The organism is Terrabacter ginsenosidimutans, from assembly GCF_039539425.1.
GTDB classification, from domain to species: Bacteria; Actinomycetota; Actinomycetes; order Actinomycetales; family Dermatophilaceae; genus Terrabacter; species Terrabacter ginsenosidimutans.
In genome coordinates this window covers 767697-785987 of the sequence record NZ_BAABDC010000001.1, presented here as the reverse complement: position 1 = coordinate 785987, position 18291 = coordinate 767697, and the positions used below count along the sequence as shown (strand labels likewise).

Annotated in this window: 18 protein-coding genes; 9 read left to right on the top strand and 9 right to left on the bottom strand. The window is 73.0% G+C overall.

Going from position 1 to position 18291, the window contains the following annotated elements:
* Window positions 1–72: 72 nt before the first annotated feature.
* On the top strand, window positions 73–615 hold the full coding sequence (locus ABD831_RS03750) for a DinB family protein (protein ID WP_344941698.1): 543 nt from the start codon (window positions 73–75) through the stop codon (window positions 613–615).
* Here the strand turns inward: ABD831_RS03750 and ABD831_RS03745 are convergent.
* The 3 genes from ABD831_RS03745 to ABD831_RS03735 all read right to left on the bottom strand — a co-directional run bounded on the left by ABD831_RS03745 (window position 602) and on the right by ABD831_RS03735 (window position 3446).
* Window positions 602–1852, bottom strand: a complete 1251-nt coding sequence (locus ABD831_RS03745; RefSeq protein ID WP_344941695.1) for a DUF6596 domain-containing protein — start codon at window positions 1850–1852, stop codon at window positions 602–604. The two genes, ABD831_RS03750 and ABD831_RS03745, sit on opposite strands and share 14 nt — an antisense overlap.
* Entirely contained in the window at window positions 1853–2278 is a 426-nt protein-coding gene (locus ABD831_RS03740; RefSeq protein ID WP_344941692.1) for a YciI family protein, read from the bottom strand.
* 121 nt (window positions 2279–2399) lie between these two features.
* Complete coding sequence (locus ABD831_RS03735; RefSeq protein ID WP_344941689.1) at window positions 2400–3446, bottom strand: GTP pyrophosphokinase; 1047 nt, start codon at window positions 3444–3446, stop codon at window positions 2400–2402.
* Window positions 3447–3543: 97 nt separating this feature from the next.
* On the opposite strand from ABD831_RS03735, the gene ABD831_RS03730 reads away from it, so the two are divergent.
* Complete coding sequence (locus ABD831_RS03730) at window positions 3544–4077, top strand: GNAT family N-acetyltransferase (RefSeq protein ID WP_344941686.1); 534 nt, start codon at window positions 3544–3546, stop codon at window positions 4075–4077.
* An 18-nt stretch (window positions 4078–4095) separates the two neighbouring features.
* On the opposite strand, the gene ABD831_RS03725 is transcribed toward ABD831_RS03730, so the two are convergent.
* Together ABD831_RS03725 and ABD831_RS03720 are read right to left on the bottom strand one after the other, a co-directional pair.
* Window positions 4096–5913, bottom strand: a complete 1818-nt coding sequence (locus ABD831_RS03725) for an APC family permease (protein WP_425582789.1) — start codon at window positions 5911–5913, stop codon at window positions 4096–4098.
* 146 nt (window positions 5914–6059) lie between these two features.
* Window positions 6060–7364 (bottom strand): amino acid permease, encoded by a 1305-nt coding sequence (locus ABD831_RS03720; protein ID WP_344941680.1) that lies wholly within the window; start codon window positions 7362–7364, stop codon window positions 6060–6062.
* Between the two features lie 80 nt (window positions 7365–7444).
* Here ABD831_RS03720 and pdxR point away from each other — a divergent pair, with 80 nt between their 5' ends.
* Window positions 7445–8911, top strand: a complete 1467-nt coding sequence (gene pdxR, locus ABD831_RS03715; protein ID WP_344941677.1) for a MocR-like pyridoxine biosynthesis transcription factor PdxR — start codon at window positions 7445–7447, stop codon at window positions 8909–8911.
* On the opposite strand, the gene ABD831_RS03710 is transcribed toward pdxR, so the two are convergent.
* A complete protein-coding gene (locus tag ABD831_RS03710; RefSeq protein ID WP_344941674.1) occupies window positions 8874–10067 on the bottom strand; it encodes an MFS transporter in 1194 nt (397 codons plus the stop codon). The two genes, pdxR and ABD831_RS03710, sit on opposite strands and share 38 nt — an antisense overlap.
* A 67-nt stretch (window positions 10068–10134) precedes the next feature.
* Here ABD831_RS03710 and ABD831_RS03705 point away from each other — a divergent pair, with 67 nt between their 5' ends.
* On the top strand, window positions 10135–11115 hold the full coding sequence (locus ABD831_RS03705; protein ID WP_344941672.1) for a DUF389 domain-containing protein: 981 nt from the start codon (window positions 10135–10137) through the stop codon (window positions 11113–11115).
* A 34-nt stretch (window positions 11116–11149) separates the two neighbouring features.
* On the opposite strand, the gene ABD831_RS03700 is transcribed toward ABD831_RS03705, so the two are convergent.
* The 3 genes from ABD831_RS03700 to ABD831_RS03690 form a co-directional block, all read right to left on the bottom strand.
* Window positions 11150–11788, bottom strand: coding sequence for a hypothetical protein (locus ABD831_RS03700; protein ID WP_344941669.1), 639 nt, complete (start codon window positions 11786–11788; stop codon window positions 11150–11152).
* Window positions 11789–11885: 97 nt separating this feature from the next.
* Window positions 11886–12653 carry a pentapeptide repeat-containing protein gene (locus ABD831_RS03695; protein WP_344941666.1) on the bottom strand — a complete coding sequence of 256 codons (768 nt, stop codon included), beginning with the start codon at window positions 12651–12653 and terminating at the stop codon, window positions 11886–11888.
* Window positions 12650–13045, bottom strand: coding sequence for a DUF2237 family protein (locus ABD831_RS03690; protein ID WP_142175997.1), 396 nt, complete (start codon window positions 13043–13045; stop codon window positions 12650–12652). Before ABD831_RS03690 ends, ABD831_RS03695 begins: the two co-directional genes overlap by 4 nt.
* An 81-nt stretch (window positions 13046–13126) precedes the next feature.
* On the opposite strand from ABD831_RS03690, the gene ABD831_RS03685 reads away from it, so the two are divergent.
* The 5 genes from ABD831_RS03685 (at window position 13127) to ABD831_RS03665 (ending at window position 18261) form a co-directional block, all read left to right on the top strand.
* The gene (locus ABD831_RS03685) at window positions 13127–13576 is read left to right on the top strand and encodes a hypothetical protein (protein ID WP_344941663.1); all 450 of its coding nucleotides are present in this window, start codon (window positions 13127–13129) and stop codon (window positions 13574–13576) included.
* A gap of 5 nt (window positions 13577–13581) precedes the next feature.
* Entirely contained in the window at window positions 13582–13992 is a 411-nt protein-coding gene (locus ABD831_RS03680; RefSeq protein WP_344941660.1) for a TIGR03618 family F420-dependent PPOX class oxidoreductase, read from the top strand.
* Window positions 13989–16178, top strand: coding sequence for a penicillin acylase family protein (locus ABD831_RS03675; RefSeq protein WP_344941657.1), 2190 nt, complete (start codon window positions 13989–13991; stop codon window positions 16176–16178). Before ABD831_RS03680 ends, ABD831_RS03675 begins: the two co-directional genes overlap by 4 nt.
* 492 nt (window positions 16179–16670) lie before the next feature.
* Window positions 16671–17711, top strand: a complete 1041-nt coding sequence (locus ABD831_RS03670) for a hypothetical protein (protein WP_344941654.1) — start codon at window positions 16671–16673, stop codon at window positions 17709–17711.
* Between the two features lie 106 nt (window positions 17712–17817).
* Window positions 17818–18261, top strand: coding sequence for a hypothetical protein (locus tag ABD831_RS03665; RefSeq protein WP_344941651.1), 444 nt, complete (start codon window positions 17818–17820; stop codon window positions 18259–18261).
* Window positions 18262–18291 lie beyond the last annotated feature (30 nt).

Sequence of the window (18291 nt, the reverse complement as noted above, 5' to 3'; positions counted from 1 at the left end):
GGCACCAGTCTGCTCGTGCCAAGGCGAAATCGGCAGGCGGATTTCGAGGCTCGGACACTAGCGTCGGTCGGCATGACGACCTCCCCGCACACCGAGCGCACCGACCCGCCCCTCGCCGCCGACGAGGCCACGACCCTCGTCGCCTTCCTCGACTACCACCGCGACACCCTCCGGATCAAGACCGAGGGGCTCACCGCCGAGCAGCTCCGCCAGCCGCTCGCACCCTCGACGCTCACCCTCGGGGCGCTGCTCAAGCACGTCGCCCTCAACGAGGCGAGCTGGTTCGGCGAGGTGCTGCACGGCCGTGCCATGCCGGAGCCGTGGGCCAGCGCCGACTGGGACGCCGACCGCGACTGGGAGATGACCTCGGCGCGCGACGACAGCCCCGAGGAGCTCCGCCGGATCATGGACGAGTCGGTCGCGCAGGCCAGGCGTGACATCGACGCGGCGCTCGCGGAGGGTGGGCTCGAGTTCCGGTCGGCGACCTTGTCGCGCAAGGACAACCAGCAGTTCACCCTGCGCTGGATCCTGCTGCACATGATCGAGGAGTACGCCCGCCACAACGGTCATGCGGACTTCCTGCGCGAGGCGGTCGACGGCGTCACGGGGGAGTGAGGTCCGCCCGTCTGAGGCAGAAGCGGCGCAACGGCTCGACGGTGATGACCTCGGCGAGGTCGCGGTAGCGCGCCGCCGCCTGCTGTCGCCGGCCGGTGCGCCACTCGAGGTCGGCGAGCGCGAGGCTCGCGTCACGGCTTGCGTATGCCGGCCCCTCCCTCTCGACGGCTGCCAGCTCCCGCTCCACCTCGGCCGGTGAGCCTCCCACTGCGAGAAGGGACTGTGCCGTGGCGACGAGACGCGCGACGCGGACGGACGGAGACGGCCAGCGGTCCTCGAGCGCACCGTAGAGCTGGGCGATCCGCGGCCAGTCGGTGCGCTCGAACGAGGCTGCGCTCGAGTGCAGCCCGGCGATCGCGGCCTCGATGGCGAAGCGGCCGTCGCCACCGGCGGCGACCGTCGCGTCGTCGAGCCCGGCCCGTAGCAGCGCCGCGTCCCAGCGCGACCGGTCGACCTCGTCGAGCGCGAGTCCGGTGCCGACGTCGTCGACGCGACCGGGGCGCCGGGCCAGGCCGAGGCGGATGACGGCGCGCAGGCCCCGCACCTCCGTGTCGTCCGGATAGGCCGCAACGAGCGCGTCGGCGATGGACAGGGCCTGACGCCCGGTGTCGGCCAGGGCGTCGGCGGGGTCGAGGACGGTCCGGTGCGCGATTGTGAACATCCCTGCGACACAGGCGATCACGACAGGCAGGCGGCGTGCGCGCTCGACCACGTCAGGCACGTGGAACGCGCCTCGGGCCTCGGCGAGCGCGCGCTTCGCGCGGGTGAGCCGCGCTGCCGCAGCCGTCTCCTGGACTCCCAGGTGGCCGGCGATCTCCGGGATCGTCAGGCCGCACACGACCCGAAGGGCCAGGACCATGCGGGACGTGGGGGAGATCGCCTCGTCGCACGCGACGAAGAGGAGGGCGAGGCGGTCGTCGAGTCCCTCGAAGGAGGTCAGGGACGGGTCGTCGGCATCCATGGCGGTGCGCTCCGCCTCGGGACGGGCCAGTTCAGGGGCGAGCCGGCGCGCCACTGCGGCCCGACGGGCGTCGTCGAGCCACGCCCGCTTGGCCACCGAGGTGCACCACGCGGCATACGACTCGATGGGTCGCCCGCCGTCCCGCTCGTGGGCGGCAGCGCGCGCGACGGCCTCGGCGGCATACTCCTCGGCGTCGTCGAGGCTCCCGGTGAAGGAGGCGAGGGCGCGCACGATGCGCGGCCACGCCTCCTCGAACTCACCCGTCCCGAGCGGCACTCACATCCCCGTCGGGAAGACCTTGCGCCACTCGATGTGGCCGCCCGTCGGCACCAGTGCGGCGACCCGGCGTGCAGTGTCCTCGTCGTCCGTCTCGACGAGGTAGAAGCCGGTGATCACCTCGGACGTGTCGGGGAACGGGCCGTCGGTGTAGACGGCGTCCTCGACGAGGCGGCCCTTGGTGCCGGGGGTCACGGTGCCGCCGTGGCGCGTGCTCTGCAGGGCGGCGCCCCCCACGACGCGGGCACCGAGGTCGACGACGGCCTGCTGGAAGGCCTTGTGCTCCGGGAACGATGCGTCCATGTCGGCGGCAGCGCCGGGTGCGGCGGGGTCCCTGCCCTCGGGGCTCGCCTCGGGCTGACCGCCCAGGTAGGCGTCGGAGTCCCAGTCGCCCTCGTGGATCAGGTAGACGTACGTGTCGGCCATGGCCGGCTCCTTCTCGAACAGGTGCGCGGTGCGCAGGTGGCGACCCTCGCCACATCATCCTGACGGACTCGTCCCGACGGAATCGACAGGCTGGCAGAACTTTCTCGAGGTCAGCCTCGGGTCAGCTGGCGGCGAGCCGTTCGAGCCGGGCCTCGAGCGAGGCGCGGCGGTGGGCGTTGCCCTCGAGGTCGAGGTAGCGCGCACCGAAGGTGGCGAGCAGGGCGTCGTCGAGGCGGCGGACCGCCCCCGGCGGGTACTTGTAGCCCATCCGCTCGATGAGGTCGGCTCCGTCGACCGGCGCGATGACCTCGGCGAGGGCGTCGACCGAGGTGATGCCGAGCTCGAGCAGCAGACCCGAGACCCACGTGTAGTGGTCGGTGCGGGCCCATCCCGCGCCGGCGTACTTCGACGCGAGGAACTTGGCGAGGTCCGGCGAGCTGATCCGCGGGTCGTGCTCGGCCGGCCCGGGCGCTGCGGCCGGCAGCGCCATCTGCAGGCGGTCACGGATGGCCGAGAACTCGCGGTCGGCGAGCTCGATGAGCCCGGCGGCGAGGGTGAACCGGCGGTCGAGCTCGTGCGCGTGCTCCTCGGGCACGGTGCCCTTGTAGCGGATGTCGTGCTCGAACTCGGCCCACGCGTGCTGCAGCACCGTGCGGATCTGCACGGAGGCACTCCGCCGGCGCAGGGACTCGTAGGCGGGGGGAACCGTGCGGCTCGCGTCGACCGACACGAGCTGGTGGCGGCTCGCGTAGCCGAAGCGCCCGGCACGCGCCGTCTCGAGGCCCATGTCCCGGTCGTCGAGGACGGCGAGCTCCTCGGCCAGCAGCTCGGCCACCGCGGCGACGTCGTCGTGGACGTAGGTGATGACGCGGACGCCGATCTGGTCGGTGATGTCGACCAGGGGGTTGGGGTAGAGCAGGCCGTGGTCGTCGCGTCGCTCCGCCTTGGACGCGAACGACGCGACGGACTTGGTGCGTCCGCTGACGCTGAGGTAGTTGATCCCGGCGTCGTCGAGCAGTCCCGTGACCATGTCGACGAAGAGCGCCGTCGCGGCCTCGACCTCGGGCCGCACGGCGGCATAGGCCGAGGCGGCCTCGCTGATCTCGGTGGTCTCGGTGGGCGCGGTCGTCGCCTCGTGGATCGTGCCTTCGCCATCGCTGTCGGACATGTCGCCATCCTGCCGTGCCTCGAGCACAGGCGGCGACCGGTGGTGCCACGCGACAATCTCGTGGACGGGTGAGGCGGCGAGGTGCGAGCGTGGCGCCATGCACCTCGAGACCGCCCGACTCACCATCCGCCCGTGGTCCCACGAGGAGGCCGACCGCCTCCTCGACATCCAGAGTCGACTCGAGGTCGTCAAGTGGCTCGGCGACGGCGAGCCCGTCCTCATGAAGGACATCGACGAGGCGCACGCCCGGATCGACCGCTACGAGGAGCGCAGCGCGACACCGCCGCTCGGCTTCTGGGCCGTCGAGGTCCGCGAGACCGGGGTGGTGGCCGGTTCCGTCATCCTGCTGACGCTCCCGAACGCCGACGACGCCGAGGTCGAGGTCGGCTGGCACCTGCACCCGGACTCGTGGGGTCACGGCTTCGCCACCGAGGCTGCGACCGCGGTCATCCAGCACGGCTTCGACGCGGGTCTGCCCGAGGTCTACGCCATCACCCACACGACGAACGAGCCGTCGCAGGCCGTGTGCCGTCGCCTCGGTCTCGACGACCTGGGCGTCATGGAGAAGTGGTACGAGGAGGAGTCCCGCGTCTACCGGACGACGCCGGAGCGCTGGGCCAACCGCGCCTAGGTATGCCGTGTGCCCGGGTCAGCCGCCGACGTGCACCTGCGGACGCCGGTCCGCCTCGGGCTCGGCCCGGCGGATGATCTCGTGGGTCAGCGGCGGGATGTCGCCCTCGCCGGCCAGCAGGAACCGGAGCACGTTCTGCCCGGGCGCCTTCTCGCTCCACTCGAAGTAGATGTGCGGCGGCTTGCTGACGCGGTCCCGCACGTCGAGCAGGACGGCTGCGAGCACGTTCGGCACGGAGGGTCCCGTGGCGCGCAGGATGTAGTGCCCGCCGACGACGGCCGACCCGACGTGCACCGTCGTCGCGAAGTCGCTCGCGTCGCTGATCTCGACCTCGAGGAAGATCGCGCCCTGGCGGGCGTTGAGGTGGTTGTGCATGCGGACGTCGAGCGACTTGGCGCGGTACTCGTCCCGGTCGCCGGCGTTGATCTTGTTGGCGATGAAGCGCAGCGGCTGCGGTCCGAGGGCGGCGTCGTCGAGGATCGCCCTGGCGCTGTCGTCGTAGACGACCCGCTGCACGCGCAGCTCGGTCGAGCGGACGATGCGGGACCAGACGCTGATGACGACGATGAGAGCGATGAAGATGAGCGCGATGACGAGGCCCTCGGGGCGCTGCTCGATGGTGATGGTGATCGTGTAGACGAAGATCGCGCTGACGACGGCGAAGAAGGCGGCGGCCGCCCGGTGGCCACGGCGCAGCTCGGTGAGGAAGACCGCGATCGCGGCGGAGGTCATGAGCGCGAGGACGCCCGTGGCATACGCCCCTGCCTGTTCGTCGACGTTGGCACCGAAGGCCAGCGTCACGACGGCGGCGATGAACGAGAGCACGAGCACGAGCGGCCGGGTCGAGCGCGCCCAGTCCGGAGCCATCCCGTAGCGCGGCAGGTAGCGCGGCACGATGTTGAGCAGGCCCGCCATGGCGGAGGCCCCGGCGAACCAGAGGATGCCGATCGTCGAGACGTCGTAGACGGTGCCGAAGCCCTCGCCGAGGAGGTCGTGCGCGAGGTAGGCCAGGGCTCGGCCGTTGGCCTCTCCCCCCGGCTGGAACGCCGCCGGCGGGATGAGCAGGGTCGTGACGAGCGATGAGCCGATGAGCAGGACGCTCATGATGAGCGCCGCGGTCGTGAGCAGCCGGCGGGCGTTGCGGATGCGGCCCTCCGGCTTCTCGGCAGTGTCGGTCGGGTCGCCCTTGACGAGCGGCATGACGACGACGCCCGTCTCGAAGCCGGACAGACCCAGGGCCAGCGCCGGGAAGACGAGCAGGGACGCCCCGATGATCCCGAACGGCGCCGAGTGGGCCGAGGTCATCGCGGTCACCCAGTCGCTGAACGCCGTCGGGTGGTTGCCGATCTCGACGATGCCCCGCACCAGCACGACCGAGCTGAGCCCGAGGTAGGCGACGACGAGGACGACGGCGATGCCGATCGCCTCCTTGAAGCCCTTGAGGAAGATGCCCGCGAGGAGCACGAGCAGCGTCAGCGTGACGCCGACCTGACGTCCCGTCAGCGTCGACTTGAGGTAGGGGTTCTCGATGAGGTGGGCGCTCGCGTCGGCGGCCGAGAGCGTGATGGTGATGACGAATCCGGTCGCGACGAAGCCGATGAGGCAGAGCACGAGGATCTTGCTCGGCCAGTAGGACAGCAGGCGCTCGAGCATCGAGAGGCTGCCGTCGCCGTGGGGGCTCTCGGCCGCCACGCGGCGATACATCGGCAGGGCGCCGAACAGGGTGATGAGCACGAGGACGAGCGTCGCGACCGGCGAGAGCGCACCGGCCGCGAGCGCCGCGATGCCGGGCTGGTAGCCGAGGGTCGAGAAGTAGTCGACACCCGTCAGGCACATGACCCGCCACCACGGCTGCACGTGCTGCTGGGCCTTGGCCTCGCGCTCCGGCTCGTAGTAGCCGCCCGGGTCGGCCTCCTCGGCGTCGAGGAACCACCGCTTGAGGGGTGTGCGCTCCAGGCGCTGTGTCGTCACGGCGGCGAAGTCTAGGGGGCTGCGCTGAGTGGCACTCCGTTCCGGCGCGCCCGGGACTGGTAGGCGAGGGACGCGAGCGCGATCCCGAGGGCCCACAGCCCATGGATGCCGTTGGCCACGAGGAGCACCGTCACCGAGCCGAAGGCGACGACGGCCGTCCACCACGCCGGGGACCGTCGAGGCAGCACGCGCAGGGCCGCGCCCGTGCCGAGCACGTAGACGAGGGTGAAGCAGCCGGTGGCGAGCAGCATGAGCGGGGTGAGCCCCAGGTCGAGCACGACGGCGACCCCGAGCGAGACCAGGGAGGTGACCGTGATGAGCACGGTGCTGCGGCGGGGGACCTGACCGGCTTCGCTGCCGCGGGCCAGCCAGGCGGGCAGGGCGCCGTCACGGGCCAGCGAGGCGCCGAGCCGTGACGCCCCCGCGTAGTAGGCGTTCATGGCCCCGATCGTCAGCAGCACCGCCACGACGGCGGTCACGACCCGGGCCTGCTCACCGAGGGCGAGGGCCAGGAGATCGGAGAGCGGTGCCTGGCTGCTGCCGGCCGCGGGGCCGAGCACGAGCACGCTCGTCGTGGCCAGGCCGAGGTAGAGGACGCCGACGACGGCAACGGCGATGCCGGTGGCCCGGGGCACGTCGCGGCGTGGGTCGCGGTAGTCCCCGGCCAGCGAGGCGACGGCCTCCCAGCCGGCGAAGCCCCACACGAGGACGGCCGCGGCGGTGCCGACGGCGGTCCACCCGTGGGGGGCGAACGGCGTCAGCGAGGTCGCGCTGCCGTGCGGCAGGGCGACCGCCATGGTCGCCGTCATCAGCAGCGCGAGCACGCTCGCGAGGACGAGCTGCACGCGCCCCGAGAAGCGCAACCCGGCGAGGTTCATCGCGCCGGTGCCCACGATGAGCGAGGCCGCGACCACGACGATCGTCGTGCGGCCGCCGCCGACGACGTCCGCGACGTAGCCGCCCGCCATCATCGACGCCGGCGGTGCGCCGACCGGTACGGCGAAGTAGAAGCACCAGCCGACCGCGCCCGCCGCGCGCCCCCCGAAGGCGCGCCGGACGTACGTCGAGACGCCGCCCCCGTCGGGGTGGCGCGCCCCGAGCGCGGCGAAGGTGCTCGCGAGCGGCACCGACAGCAGCACGAGTGACGCCCACGCGACCAGTGACGCGGGGCCCGCGACCTCGGCCGCGAGGGCAGGCAGGGTGATGACGCCGGTCCCGAGCACCGCGCCCACCGACAGGGCGGCTCCCTGCGCGACCGTGAGCGAGCCGGCCGTTGCGGTCGGAGGGGCCGTGGTGATGCCTGCGGTCGTCGCCATCGCTCCAGACTCGCGCTCGAGTGGACCGGTCGGAAGTGCCACATCTTGGCAGAGTGTTTGGGCCACTCCACACTGGGGAGATGGACCTCCACGTCACGCTCACGGGCTCCGGCGACCTGACGGCCCAGATCTACGCGCAGCTGAGGTCTGCCGTCCTCGACGGTCGTCTCACCGGCGGGGACCGCGTGCCGGCGTCGCGGGAGCTCGCGGCGAGCCTCGGCGTCTCGCGAGGCACGGTGACGGCCGCCTACGACCGGCTCCTCGCCGAGGAGCTGCTCGAGAGCCGGCGCGGCGCCGGCACCTTCGTCGCGAGTGGCTGCGTGCCCCCCGCTCCGTCGGCCCGGCGTGCTCGCGCCGGGGCCGTCGTCCCGACCGCGCTGTGGGCGGCGTCTCCCACCCTCGGAGCGAGCACGCCGGCCGGCGTCGCCTTCGACTTCTCGGTCGGGGTGCCGGACGACTCGCTCTTCCCCCTCGCCACGTGGCGGCGCCTCGTCAGCGGCACGCTGCGTCGCGGGCGCCTGTCCGCCGGCACCTACGACGGACCCGGCGGTGCAGCGGGAGGCAGCCGGCTCGAGGCCGAGATCGCGAGGTATGCCGGCCGGTCCCGTTCCGTCGTCGCCGCGGGTGCCGACGTGGTGACCACCGCGGGGGCGCAGCAGGCGCTCGACCTCGTCGCGCGGGTGCTCGTCGAGCCGGGTGACGTCGTCGCCGTCGAGGACCCGGGCTACACGGCTGCCGCGCGCCTCTTCGCCACGCACCGGGCGGTCGTGCGCGGCGTGCCCGTGGACGGCGAGGGGATCGTCGTCGACGCGCTGCCGGACGCGGCCCGACTCGTCTACGTCACGCCCTCGCACCAGCACCCGACCGGTGTGGCCATGTCACACGCTCGACGGATCGCCCTGCTGGACTGGGCGGTCCGGCGCGGGGCCGTCGTCGTGGAGGACGACTACGACAGCGAGTTCCGCTTCGCCGACCGACCGCTCGAGCCGCTGCAGAGCCTGGACCGGGACGGACGCGTCGTCTACATCGGCTCGTTCTCCAAGTCGCTCCTGCCGGCCCTGAGGGTCGGCTACGCCATCGCGCCCGCCACGCTCACCGCTGCCCTCCGCGAGGCCAAGCGGGTCACGGTCTGGGACGGCGACGCGGTGACACAGGGCGCGCTCGCCGACTTCCTCGCCGAGGGTCACCACGCGGCGCACGTCAGGCGCGCGACGAAGGTCTACCGGGCGCGTCGGGAGGCGCTGCTCGAGGGCCTGACGAGCCCTGACGGTCTCGGGGACCGGCTCGAGGTGATCCCGTCGGCAGCCGGCCTGCACGTGTGCACCCTGCTGCGGGACCTCGACCTCGACGACGTCGCCGTCGCCGAGCTGGCCCTGGCCGCAGGGGTCTTCGTGGAGCCGCTGTCCGTCCGGCACCTCGACCAGCCGGCCCGCCACGGGCTCGCCTTCGGTGTCGGCGGCATACGGCTCGAGCACATCGGCCCGGCGCTCGCGGCGCTGCGGGGTGCCCTCAGCCCGGCCCGGCCGCGACGCCCCGGCGACGGATGATCGCGAACTGCGTCGCGAGCGGGATGATCCCGAGGATGAGGACCATCGGCACCGCGAAGCCGAGGCGCAGGTTGTCCGACCCGACGGCGCCGGTCAGCACGGCGCCGAGCAGCGCCCCGACGTAGTTGAACTGGTTGAAGCGGGCCACGACCTGGTCGATCTTGTCGATGCGCTCACCCGCCGAGGCGGCGTCGTCGCCGCCGGCGATGGCGCCCGCGGCCGAGAAGCTGAGGGGTGCGATGGTCGCGACGGCGCCGCCGAGGACGGTGAAGCCGACGACGGCGATGACCCACGACGGTGCGAAGACGATGACCGCGAGCGACAGGGCGGCGACGACGCCGCTGATGCGGAGCAGCCACACGGCGCCGTGCCGGTCGACGAGCCGGTCACCGACGGCGCGGGCCAGCAGCGTGGCGACGAGGTAGGGGAGCGTCGCGAGGGCCGTGAGCCCGGTCGGGGCGTCGAGCGTGCCGTCGAGGTAGACCGGTCCCCACGTCGTCGCGGCCGTGTCGACCATGTAGAAGAGCACCATGGCGACGCCCAGCAGGGCGATGCGGCGCCACGGCACGTCGATCGTCGCGTCGGACTCCGCGAGGCGGTCGCGACGGACGTACGGTGCGGCCAGCGCCGCGACGGGGAAGACGAGCAGCGGCAGCAGGGCCGGTCCGAGGTCGACGCCCGAGGTCGCCAGCGTGACGACCGTGCCGAGGATGCCGCCGGCCGTCCAGAAGGCGTGGAAGGACGGCAGGATCGGGCGCCGGTAGAGGTGCTCGACGGTGACGGCCTGCATGTTGGACGACGCGTCGACCAGGCCGAGCGCCAGTCCGTAGGCGGCGAGCCCGGCCACGAAGACGCCGAAGGCCGGGGCGACGAGCAGCACCGCGAAGCCCACGGTCGCGACGACGAGCCCCACGCGTACGACCACGGCGCTCGACGAGCGGGCCGCGACGAGCTCCGCGACGACCGAACCCACGCCCGCGAGCAGCACCACCATGAGCAGCAGCCCGCTGACCGCGAGCTCGTCGAGCGACCACTTCTGCTGCACCTGCGGCAGCCGGGTCGTCAGCGAGATGAAGAGCAGGCCCTGCACGAAGAAGGCAGTGCCGGCGGCGAGCCGGGACCGCAGCGGGGAGGAGGACTCGGCCCGAACTGTCACGGTGGGTCACACTGTCGCTCCCGCACCGCGCCGTCAAGACCAGTCGTTCTCGCGGCAGACTGTCGGCATGTTGAGACTGACGGTCACGATCCCGGCCGACCTGACCGAGCGGGTGACGCACGTCCTGGGCGACTCGACGGCGGTCAGCACGCTGTCGGTCCTCCGGGGCGCCGCGGTGCGACCCGTCGGCGACGTCGTGCACGCGGACGTCGCCCGGGAGGGCGCCAACGTCCTCGTCGACCGGCTGCGCGAGCTCGGCGTGCACGAGAGGGGGACGCTCCAGGTCGAGCCGGTCACGACGTGGATCTCGCGTGCCGGCTTCGAGGCCGACGAGGAGACGCCCGGCAGCAGCGCCGACGCGGTCGTCTGGGCCCAGGTGGCGCAGCGGTCCTACGACGACAGCGAGCTCAACTGGACTTACCTGTCGTTCATGTCGCTCGCGACGCTCATCGCCGGGATCGCCATCGTGCTCGACTCCCAGATCCTCGTCATCGGCGCCATGGTGCTGGGGCCGGAGTTCGGTGCCATCGCCGCGCTGGGCGTCGCCCTCGTGCGCCGGCGGACCCTGCTGCTCGCCGTGGCCGCGCGCGCCCTCGTCGTCGGTTTCCTCGTGGCCATCGTCGTCACCTGCCTCGCGGGACTCGTCGGCCGCGGTCTCGGCTGGGTGACGCTGGAGGACATCACCGGCAAGCGACCGGCGACCGACTTCATCTACGCGCCCGACAAGTGGTCGTTCATCGTCGCGGTCCTCGCGGCTGCGGCCGGCGTGCTCTCGCTGACGTCGGCGAAGCTTGGCGGGCTCAGCGGCGTCTTCATCTCGGTGACGACGATCCCGGCCGCCGGCAACGTCGCGCTGGGGCTCGCCTTCGGCGCGTGGGCCGAGGTCCGCGGCAGCGGGCTGCAGCTCGTCGTCAACATCGTCGGCATGGCGCTCGCGGGCTGGCTGACCCTCGCACTGCAGGATGCCGTGTGGTCGCGGGTGCCCGCGCCGCGGTCGCACTCCCGCCTCAGCCGCCGCGTGCACGCCGACCCGCCACCGCCTCGCTGAGCACGCGCCGACGACCACCGACCGGCGGAATCGGTCAGGGAGTGGTGGTGGTCGGCTTGGGTGGGGGAGTCGGCAGCGTGAACGTCGTCTTCAGCGCCCCGTTGACGAGCGTCAGCAGGACCCCGGTCTCCTGGCGGATGACGGCGTAGCGGCTCTGTGCCACAGGCGAGTTCGCCTGGGCCTCGTCCGAGGCGGCACGGGCGAACAGCCCGAGGGACCCGAGCCGGCCGTAGTAGCTGGGGGCGTCGAGCCCGGGTGGCGGCCCGTTGGCGCCGAGTCGGGCGAGGTGCTGCGCCAGGAGGTCGAGCTGGAGCGCAGCAGCGTTGCCGGACAACGACATCCGGTCGAGCAGTCGCACGTCCACGACGAGGCTGGTGTAGTCGGCCAGCGCGACCGGACGGTTGAAGACGGTGCTCGTCGTCAGGCTGGGGCGTGGCAGCGCGGTCACGGTGACGGTGGGGGTCGCGACGACCGTGGCTGTGGTGACGACCGTCGCCGTGGCGGTGACGGTCCGGGTGTCGATCTCGGTGACCGTCACGGTCTGCGTCGGCACCGGGGTGCCCGACGTGCCGGCGACCTGGCTCAGCTCGACGGCCGGTTGGCCGGACGAGCAGCCGCCCAGCGCGACGGCAGCCGACAGCGCGAGCCCTGCTGCAAGCCTGGCGCGGTGCACGGCCGACTCCGATGCTCGACGTGGACGGTGCGTCGATTGTCATCGCTGCATGGCGCTCGCGGAAGGGAATGCGCGAATCGTCCTGACGGCCTCCCCGTCAGGTGCGCGCGGCCGCCAGCTGAGGACGGGTCAGGAAGAGCGCGCCGTCGAGCCGGGCCCCGCGCAGGTCGGCGTCCCTGAGGTCCGCACCGAGCAGGTCCGCCCACCGCAGGTCGGCGTCGCGCAGGTCCGCGGCGATGAGCAGCGCTCCCCGGAGGTCGGCCGCGCGCAGGTCCTGACCTCGCAGGTCGGCGGCCACGAGGTCAGCGCCGGCCCGTACCCGCCGGGGTGGCTTCGGTATGCCGTGTCGTGACCTCCGGCGCTCCCGCGCGCTCGCGCTCACCGTCCGCAGCAGGCCTCCGACGCGAGACCGCACGGCGACGAGGTCGACGGCGAGCAGCTCGTCCGGGGTCCCGTCCGTCGCAGCCGAGACCTCGTCGGCCACCGCCGTGAGACCGTGCCGCGTCGCCTCGTCCGGCTCGAGCGCGAGGGCGTCACGCAGGTGGGCGAGCATCTCGTGCAGCTGGCGCATGACGGGCAGGACGGCATACATCATCGGCGCCGTCGCGGGGGCCTCGCGCCACGAGACCCCGCCGAACGTCACCTGCGACACCTGCTGTCCGGCGCCGAAGCAGTCGAACGTCACGCAGCCGCGCCACCCGCCCTCGAGCAGGCGGTCGTGGATGCCGCACCGGTGGTCGGCGAGCAGGTTGCGGCACGGCTCACCGCCCGGCTTGTCGACGGGGAAGTCGGCCGAACGCGCGAAGGGGAGCGCCACGCAGCACAGGCCGAAGCACTGCGAGCAGTCGGCCTCGAGCCGTCTCACAACAGCGAGCTCGGGTCGTCCGGCACGTCGGCGGCATACGACTGCAACAGCTGCAGGGGCACGACCTCCAGGGCGCGCTCGTGCGTCGCCGCGAGGACGACGGGAGCTGCGGCGCCGTCCTGGTGCGCCTCGAGCCAGCGGCTCGCGACGACGCACCAACGGTCGCCGGGCGTCAGGCCCGGGAAGCGCCACTCGGGACGCGGCGTCAGGAGGTCGTTGCCGACGCTGCGCTGGTGCGCGAGGAACTCGGCCGTGACGACGACGCAGATGGTGTGGCTGCCCCGGTCCTCGGGACCGGTGGTGCAGTAGCCGTCGCGGTAGAAGCCGGTCACCGGGTCGGTGCCGCACGCCTCGAGCTCGGTGCCGAGCACGTTCCGTTCACGCGCTGCCATGCGCCAAACCTAGTGGGCGCAAGTGCCCCCGGCCTCGCTGGACGGGGCCTGCGCGGTGAGATGGCTCGCTAGGCTGAGGTCATGCTGGGGATGAAGGAGTACGAGCAGGACTACATCGACGCCTGCCGCTCGCGCATCGAGTCCCAGATCGCCGTGTTCTACGAGGTCGCCCAGTCGGCACGCGACCACGGCGACGCCGACGTCTCGGGTCTCGAGGGTGCTCTGGAGTCGCTGGAGTACGAGTACTTCAACAACATGCTCATCGTCCTCGACGGCTACTTCGTGCACCGGCTGAGGGGCGTCGAGGGCAAGGACGGCAACGCCCTCAACGAGGTCCGGGTCATGACCCGCTCGCTCATGGAGAACGGCGGCACGATGATGGCCGACCCCACGATCCCGCTCGACCCGGCGCGCAGCGTCCTCCGGCTCGAGGTCGGCGCACCGGTGACGCTGACGCTCCAGCAGTACCGCAGGATCTCCGACGCGTTCCTGCGCGAGATCGAGAGCCGGTTCTCTCACGACGAGGTCTGAGCGCCGTGCCCCGAGCCCCGATGCCCGCCGAGGTGGTCGAGTTCCTGACCCGTCCCAACCACGCCACGATCAGCTGTGTGCGACCTGACGGGTCACCCGTCTCGGTCGCGACGTGGTACCTCGTGGAGGACGGTCGGATCGTCGTCAACATGGATGCCGGGCGCAAGCGCCTCGAGTGGCTCCGGGCCGACCCTCGCGTCAGCCTGACTGCCATGGACCCGGGTGACTGGCTCACCCACGTCAGCCTCCAGGGCCGCGTCGTCGAGCTCGTCGACGACACCGATCTCGCCGACATCGACCGCCTCGCCACCCACTACACAGGCCGGCCCTACCGCGTGCGCGACCGGCCGCGCGTGACGGCCCGCATCGAGGTCGACCGCTGGCACGGCTGGGGCCGGCTGCGGGACGCCACGTGAGCGCCGAGGTGCGGCGCGACGCGCTCGGTGTCCCGCACCTGCAGGCCGACGACGTGATGGAGCTGGCGCGCCTCCAGGGCCGCGTCACCGCCCTCGACCGGGGCTGGCAGGTCGAGCACCACCGCTGGCGCATGGAGGGCCGCACCGCCGAGTACGTCGGTGCCGACGGCCTCGCCTGGGACCGGTTCGCTCGCCAGGTGCGTCTCGAGCCGACGGTGCGGCGCTGCTTCGAGCGGCTCGACCCTGAGACGCGGAGGTGGCTCACGGCCTACGTCGACGGGGTCGACGACGCCCTCGCCGACGGGCTGGCGGGCACGCCCGAGGTCGCGCAGCTCGGCCTCGGGTCGTATGCCGCGTCGCCCCGCCCGTGGGAGCCGTGGACGCCGCTCGGCATCTTCTGGGGCATCCACCTGCTCTTCGGGACCTTCCCGTCGAAGCTGTTCAACGCGCACGTCGCCGAGCGGCTCGGGGTCGACGCCCTCGCCATGCTGAACGCCGAGGGGGTCGAGCGCGTCGAGGCCTCCGGCAGCAACGCCTGGGTCATCGGCGGCGCGCGCACGGCGAGCGGCCTGCCGCTCATCGCCGGCGACCCGCACCGCACGATCGAGCTGCCCGGCTGCTACCAGCAGGTCGGGCTCGCCTGCCCCGAGTTCGACGTCGTCGGGTTCGCCTTCCCCGGCGTGCCGGGCGTGCAGCACTTCGCACACACCGGGACCGTCGCGTGGGGCATCACGAACGCGATGGCCGACTACCAGGACCTGACGCTCGAGTCGTTCGGCCACGTCGGCCACGCCGCGGACGGGTCACCGGTTCTCAAGGCCAGGGGGGTCGACGGCTGGGAGCCGGTGCGGTCGACCACGGAGACGGTGCGGGTGCGCGGCGGGGACGACGTGACGGTCCCCGTCGTCGTGACCGCGCGAGGTCCCGTCGTGACCGGGCTCGAGGCCGAGATCGAGCGGCTCGTCGCCGAGGCGGAGGCGCCGCCGCAGTGGACCGACGAGAGCGCGCAGCCGCGCCGCGCCCACCCGGCCGCCCACAGCCTGCGCACGCCGACGCAGGTCGAGGAGGACCTCGGCTTCGGGGCTCTCTTGGCGCTGCTGCGCTCGCGCACCGTCGCCGACGTCGAGGAGGCGCTGTCGCGCTGGGTCGAGCCGGTCAACAGTGCTCTCGTGGCCGATGTGACGGGCCGGATGCGGCACGTCGTGGCGGGCCGCGTCCCGGAGCGCGACGGCCTGGGCGCGGTCCTGCCGGTGGCTGCGTGGGACCCGAGGCACGTGTGGCGCGGCTACCGGCCCGGGCCGGCCCGCGACGTGCCCGACGTCATGGTCAGTGCGAACGACCGGTGCAGCGGCGGCGGGCTCGGCGTCGAGTACGCGACACCGTTCCGGGCCGAGCGCATCGGCTCGCTCATCGAGACGCTCGGGGAGGCCGGGGGCGGGCTGACGGCCGACGACTGCGCGGCCATCCACGTCGACACCCTCAACGGACAGGCCGACCTCATGCGCGAGCTCGTCGAGGAGGCAGACGTCACGGGAGCAGCCGCCGCCCTGCGGGACGAGCTGCTCGCCTGGGACGGGCACAGCGACCCCGACAGCGCCGGCGCCGCACTCTTCGCCGCGTGGCGAACGGCGCTCGTACTGTGGTTCTCCGATCACCCGCAGCTCGCGGCGCTGCACGAGCCGAGCGGCCACTCGCGCCTCTTCGCGGCCTGGACCGATGTCGTGGCCCAGATCGGGGCCGGCTGGCACTCGATGGCCCGACTCGGCCCGCAGCACGGCATCGACGTGAGCGAGGGCGTACGCGTCGCGCTCGAACGCGTTGCGGCTCAAGCCGACTCGCCGACCGCGTGGGGTGAGCGCCACTGGCTCCGCCCCCTCCACGCGCTCGACGCGTCCGGTCGCGCACCGAGCGTGCCGCGTGACCCGGTCGGCGGCGACAAGGGCTGCGTGCTGGCGGCGGCCAGCGCGCCCGGGGTGACGGACCACTGCTACGGCGGACCCGTGGCCCGCTACGTCTGGGACCTCGCGGACCGCGACGCCAGCCGATGGGTGGTGCCCTTCGGCGCGAGCGGCGACGCGCGCGACCCGCACTTCGCCGACCAGACTCGGTCCTGGCTCGACGGTGAGCTGCACCCGGTGCGACCGTCGAGGGGCGTGGTGGGTCAGCCGCCCGACGGCACGAGGTAGCCCTCGGCGTCGACGGTCACGGTCCTCAAGGTGCAGCATGGCCGAAGTCCGCCGCCGCGGGTTGATTCGGCGAAGAGATGATTTTTGCGCTTCTTTTACTATTTACGGTACAAAACGTGACTTTGCCCGTACGGTTCACCGCAACGGCACCCGTCTGTTCCGGTGCCTCACCTGATCGCAGGAGTAGTGAGTCTGGTGACGACGAGCATGACGCCCACGCACGGGGACCCGCGCCCGCCCCGTGCGTCGCGTCCGCGTGCCCTGTCCGACGGTGATGCCGAGCGCTGGCTGCCCGACCCGTCCTGGCCGGTGCCTCCGCGCGGCTGGCAGCTCTGGGCCGCCGCCGGTTCCGGCGCGGGACCCGGGCGTCGCGCTCGTCAGGACGGCGACGACGGATCCCGGCCGCCTCGCGCGCCTCAGGAGCGTGACGAGCAGCCGACCCCGCAGCGGTCCCATGTGCACGATGGGCCCGGTATGCACCACACTGGCGACGTGATGTCCGAAATGCCCAGATTGGCCGAGCTCGAGGACGCCTCGTTCACGCTGCCGACGCGCCCGAGCGTCCTCGTCGACGAGGCGTGGCCCCGTGACGAGCGCATCGACCTCCTCGCCGATCTCCGGGCCCCCCGCCGGGCGCCGGAGGGGACGGTTCGAGGCTTCGTCGTCCTCGCCGCGCTCCTCGCCGTCAGCTGTCTCGTCGGCGGTGTCACGGGCGGCCTCATCGTCGTCGGTGTGTCCACGCTGCTCGCCGCGAGTGCCGCCCTGGTGCGCGGTCACCTCTCGCTCACGAGGGTGGGGGGCCAGCGCGGCGCGGGGGTGCTGCTCGGCGCCGCCGTCGTGGCCCTCATGGTCGGCTCCGTCGCTGCGCACGACCGTCCGGCAGGCGTGAAGGGTGTCTCGACGGCCCTCGTCCCGGTGAGTGCCGTCAGCACGGAGGGCACCTCGGACACCGTGCGCCCGGCCGCCCCGAGCGTGGCTGCCGAGTCCCCGGCGGCCCCTTCCCCGTCGGCCACCGCACGCCCGTCGTCGGCTGCGTCGCGGTCGCTCACGGGCCGTCCGGCGACCGGCGCGGTCGGCTCGGACGAGTCCCTCGCCTCGCGGCACGATGGCGCCGCGACCCCTGGGACGCGGGCGACACCCGCCACCCCGGCGACTCCGGGGAGCCCGGGAAAGGCAGCCACTCCGGCGACTCCGGCGACTCCCGCGACTCCGGCGACTCCCGCCCGGCCTGACGCCGAGTCAGAAGCGCCGGCGCTCGTGTCCGGCCTGACGGCGGTGGGCGGCGTCCTGACCCTCTCACCCGACGCGCTGAGCCCCAGGCCAGGCCTCGTCCCGAAGCAGCCCAAGCCGTCGAAGAGCGGCGCGACCGTCACCGCTCCCCAACCCACCAAGGCCGGCAAGGCCGCCAAGGCCGGCAAGGCCGGCAAGGCCGGCACGGCTGCCAAGGCTGCCAAGGCCGCGAGCACGAAGGCGACCATGCCCTCGAAGCTCGCGGCGTCGTCGACGGCCTCGTCGGCGCTCGCCCACGGCTGAGGCGGCGCCCTGACAGGCGTCCTGTCAAGGCCAGACCTGCCGCGTGCGGTCGCGGCTGCTCTCGCCGTGCGGAGACCTGTGCCACAGTGACCTCGTGGGTAAATCTATGACCCGGGCCACGATCATCTGGTTCGTCGGAGCGGCGGTTGTGGGGACGGTCGCCGGAGGCCTGCACCTGCTCCGTTCCGCCATCGGTGGCTCGCACACGGGCCTGCCGCTCGCCGTGGCTGCCTTCGCCATGACGGCGCTCGCAGCCGTGATGCTCTTCCACGGCGTCATGCGCGCGGCGCGCGAGCAGGATGCTGCCGCGGGACCGCCGCGGCGCCCCGCCGCGCGGGTCGCACCCGTCGCACCGGCCGTCGCAGCGTCCGCCACAGTGGCACCCGTCGCACCCGTCGCAAACCCCACCGACCGCGCGGACTCCGGGGGACGTGACGACGACCGTTGGGCCCCCACCGAGGGGCCGGACGTCTACACCTTCCGCGGGGGCCGGCCGATCGTCGAGCGCGCCCCGCGTCCCACCCGGCGAGACCGGCCCTCCCGAGGCTGACCGCGACGCTCACGGCAGCACGGTCGGCAG